This is a genomic window from Amnimonas aquatica, assembly GCF_002943415.1.
Lineage (GTDB): Bacteria > Pseudomonadota > Gammaproteobacteria > Pseudomonadales > Moraxellaceae > Perlucidibaca > Perlucidibaca aquatica_A.
Genome location: NZ_PTQZ01000175.1, coordinates 1 through 3,941, shown reverse-complemented (window position 1 = coordinate 3,941; position 3,941 = coordinate 1). Strand labels below are relative to the sequence as shown.

Annotated in this window: 4 protein-coding genes; 3 read left to right on the top strand and 1 reads right to left on the bottom strand. The window is 67.4% G+C overall.

Annotated features, from left to right (window positions below; translation table 11 throughout):
* The coding region (locus tag C5O18_RS07320; protein ID WP_105192790.1) for an oxygenase MpaB family protein at positions 1-986 on the top strand (986 nt) is incomplete at its 5' end.
* Between the two features lie 61 nt (positions 987-1,047).
* Positions 1,048-2,391 (top strand): cytochrome P450, encoded by a 1,344-nt coding sequence (locus tag C5O18_RS07315; protein WP_105192788.1) that lies wholly within the window; start codon positions 1,048-1,050, stop codon positions 2,389-2,391.
* Between the two features lie 117 nt (positions 2,392-2,508).
* On the opposite strand, the gene thrH is transcribed toward C5O18_RS07315, so the two are convergent.
* Positions 2,509-3,123, bottom strand: a complete 615-nt coding sequence (thrH, locus tag C5O18_RS07310; protein WP_105192786.1) for a bifunctional phosphoserine phosphatase/homoserine phosphotransferase ThrH — start codon at positions 3,121-3,123, stop codon at positions 2,509-2,511.
* A 136-nt stretch (positions 3,124-3,259) separates the two neighbouring features.
* Between thrH and C5O18_RS07305 the strand changes: the two genes are divergently transcribed.
* Positions 3,260-3,941: GAF domain-containing protein (locus C5O18_RS07305; RefSeq protein ID WP_146089271.1), on the top strand; the 682-nt coding region annotated here is incomplete at its 3' end.

Sequence of the window (3,941 nt, the reverse complement as noted above, 5' to 3'; positions counted from 1 at the left end):
ACAGCGTGACGGACGCGCCGCAGCCGCTGCGCGACTTCTTCGCCGTCGTCGACCGCGAGCCCGACTGGCTGGACCGCGAACTGCTCGACGACGGCATCCGCTTCATCCACCGTACCGGCGCCGTGGCACCGGTGGTGCTCCGCGACCTCGCGCTCATGGCCGGCTACCTGCTGTCCGGCTTCAACCACGCGCTGGTGATGACCGGGGCGCTCAACCAGGGCACCTCGCGCCGCATCGCCGAAACCGGCAAGTGGTGGATGGACTGCACCGAGTTCGGCGGCCTCGAGCGCTTCGGCGACGGCTTCAAGAGCACCCTGCACGTGCGCCTGGTGCATGCGCTGGTGCGCCGCAGCCTGGCCGGCCGCGAGGACTGGGACCACGCGCGCTGGGGCACGCCGCTGAACCAGATCGACATGGTCGCGACCTACCTCGGCTTCTGCGTGGTGCTGCTCGGCGGCGTGCGCAAGATGGGCATTCCGGTCACCCCCCGCGAGTCGCGCGGGGTCATGCACCTGTGGCGCTACGCGTGCTGGATCATGGGCGTGCAGGAGCAGTGGCTGGTCGACAGCGAGCGCGATGGCATCATCCTGCTCAGCCACGCGCTGACCACGCAGAGCCCGCCGGACCACACCAGCCGGGAGCTGGGCCGCGCGCTCTCGCTGGAGCCGCTGGAACGGCAGTACCCCTTCCTCCAGGACCTGCGCCGCAAGCTCGCCTACCACCAGCACCTGAGCGTGACGCGCTACTTCATCGGCGCGCGCAAGATGCCGCTGCTCGGCCTGCCCGACGACATCCTGCCCTGGTACCCGTTGCTGACCCTGGGCCCGCGCCTGCTCGGCTACAGCGCCCAGCGCCTGCTGCCGGCCGCGCGCCGGCGCCAGGAAGCGCGCGGCCGCCGCATGCAGCGCGAACTGCTGGGGGCGGTGTTCGGCGACCGCGCGCACCAGGTCATCCAGCCCGGCGCCGACCACCCGGCACACATCTGATCCGGCACCCGCCTGCCCGCGCCACCGTACCGCCGCAGATCACCCAGAGAGGAATCACGACATGGCCCTTGCCCTGCTCTCACCCGCCGCCCGCGCCCTGCGCGAACGCCTGCCCGATGCGCCCGCGCTGCCGCTGCTCGGGCACAGCCTGCACTTCCTGTACTCCCCGGTGGAGACCTCGCTGCGCCTGCACGACAAGCACGGCCCGCTGTTCTGGATCTCCGCGCTGGGCATCAGGGGCGTGGCCATGATCGGCCCCGACGCCAACCAGTTCGTGCTGCGCAACCAGGACGAGGCCTTCTCCAACAGCCAGGGCTGGGACTTCTATATCGGCAAGTTCTTCAGGCGCGGCATCATGCTGCTCGACTTCGACGAGCACCGCTTCCACCGCGGCATCATGCAGGCGGCGTTCAAGAAGCCGGTGCTGGTGCAGTACCTGGAGCGCATGAACCCGGCCATCCGCCAGGGCATCGGCCGCTGGCGCCCGCAGGAAGGCTTCCTGGTGCTGCCGCACCTCAAGCAGCTGACGCTGGACATCGCCACCGACGTGTTCATGGGCGAGGCGCTGGGACCGGATGCCGACCGCATCAACCAGGCCTTTGTCGACTGCGTGCGCGCCGGCACCGCGCTGCTGCGCTTCCCGGTGCCCGGCGGACGCTGGCAGCGCGGCCTGAAGGCGCGCAAGGTACTGGAGGAGTTCTTCCGCAGCCGCATCGCCGCCAAGCGCGCCAGCCCCGGCGACGACCTGTTCTCGCGCCTGTGCCAGGCCGAGGATGAACAGGGCCGCCGCTTCAGCGACGAGGACGTGGTCAACCACATGATCTTCCTCATGATGGCCGCCCACGACACTTCGACCATCACGCTGTCGGCGATCTTCTACTATCTGGCCCGTCACCCGGAGTGGCAGCAGCGCGTGCGCGCCGAATCCCTGGCGCTGGGCAAGCCCGGCCTCGCCCACGAGGACCTCGCCGGCCTGGAAAGCATCAGCCTGGTCATGAAGGAATCGCTGCGCCTGATCGCGCCGGTGCACGGCATTCCGCGCCGCACGGTGAAGGATGTCGAGTTCCAGGGCCAGCACATTCCGGCCGGCACCTTCGTGTTCGTCAGTCCCATGGTCACGCACCACATGGCGCAATGGTGGCCGGACCCGAAGCGCTTCGACCCCGAACGCTTCAGCGCCGAACGCGGCGAGCACAAGCGCCACCCCTACCAGTACGTGCCCTTCGGCGGCGGCGCGCACATGTGCATCGGCCTGCACTTCGCGGAAATGCAGATCAAGGCCGTCATTCATCAGGTGGTGCAGCAGTGGCGCTGGTCGGTGCCGGCGGACTACGACATGCCGCTGGACATCACCTCGCTGCCGTCGCCGGCCGACAAGCTGCCGGTGAGGCTGGAAAGGCTCTGAAACGAAACCGGGGCCGGGTGGGCGAGACCGCAAAACACGCTAATAAAGCGCTACAGTTTTGCGGTCTCGCCCACCCGGCCCCGGAACGTTGCAAGCCCCCTCGACCGAAACAGCTACTCAGGGGATTTTGCGCAGCGAGGCCTTGCGGATCTCGGCCTTGAGCTCTTCGTAGTTGCGGGTGACCGGGAACTGCGGGAATTCGCGGATCACGTTCTCCGGCGCGTCGAAGAGGATGCCCTGCTCGGCTTCCTTGAGCATGCCGGTGTCGTTGTAGGAGTCGCCGGCGGCGATGCAGCGGTAGTTCAGCGAGTGGAAGGCCTTGATGGCCATGGTCTTCTGGTCCGGCTGGCGCAGCTTGTAGTCGGTGATGGTGCCGTCGTCGGCGACTTCCAGCTTGTGGCAGAACAGCGTCGGCAGGTCGAGCTGCTCCATCAGCGGCTTGGCGAACTCGTAGAAGGTGTCCGACAGGATGATGAGCTGGAAGTTCGCGCGCACCCAGGCCAGGAATTCGCGCGCGCCCGGCAGCGGGCCCATGTCGGCGATCACCGCCTGGATGTCCGGCAGGCCGAGCTTGTGCTCGCGCAGAATGCGCAGGCGCTGCTGCATCAGCACGTCATAGTCGGGAATGTCGCGGGTGGTGGCCTCCAGCTCCTTGATACCGGTGCGCTTGGCGAAATTGATCCAGATTTCCGGAACCAGCACACCTTCCAGATCGAGACACACCAGCTCCATCACAACACCTCGTCGACTTGAACAAAATTGGGGCCAAAAAGCGCGCCAAGGGTAGCCGCAAGGCTGCTAGCATGCAATTGCCATCCCCGGCGGGATGGCCTCGCGCAGTGTTTGATCGTCATTTTGCGGAGGCGGCATGCAGGCGGCAAAGATTCCCTACAACCAGTATCACCACCCCAAGCTCGCGGATCCGGGCCGACTGGCTGCGCTGCATGCCACCGGTCTGCTGGGCAGCCCGCCGGAAGCCTCCTTCGACCGCTTCACGCGGCTCGCCAGCATGCTGCTGGACACGCCATTCACCGCCATTTCGCTGATCGACCTTGACGATGTCTTCATCAAGAGCCAGTCCGGCGCGCTCGAAGGCGCCTGCAACAAGCCGGTGAACGAGACCTTCTGCCAGCACACGGTCGGCAGCGCGGAGCCGCTGGTCATCAACGACACCCGGCTCAACGAGCTGGTCTGCGACAACCCGGCCGTGCAGGCGGGCGCCCTCTCCTACCTGGCCATCCCGCTGGTCACGGACCAGGGCCACACGCTCGGCACGCTGTGCGCGGTGGAAGGCGAGCCGCGCCAGTGGAGCGCACGCGACATCCACATCATGACCGACCTCGCCGCCTCGGTGATGATCGAGATCGAGCTGCGCCAGCTCACCAGCCGCCTGCTCGGCCAGTACAACCAGCTGCGTGCCACCGAACTGCAGCGTGACGAGATGGTGCACATGCTCGTCCACGACCTGCGCAATCCGCTGACCTCGCTGCTCGCCGGCCTCCACCTGATCGATGGCGTCAGCCCGCTCGATCCCGGGCAGCAGCAGGCGC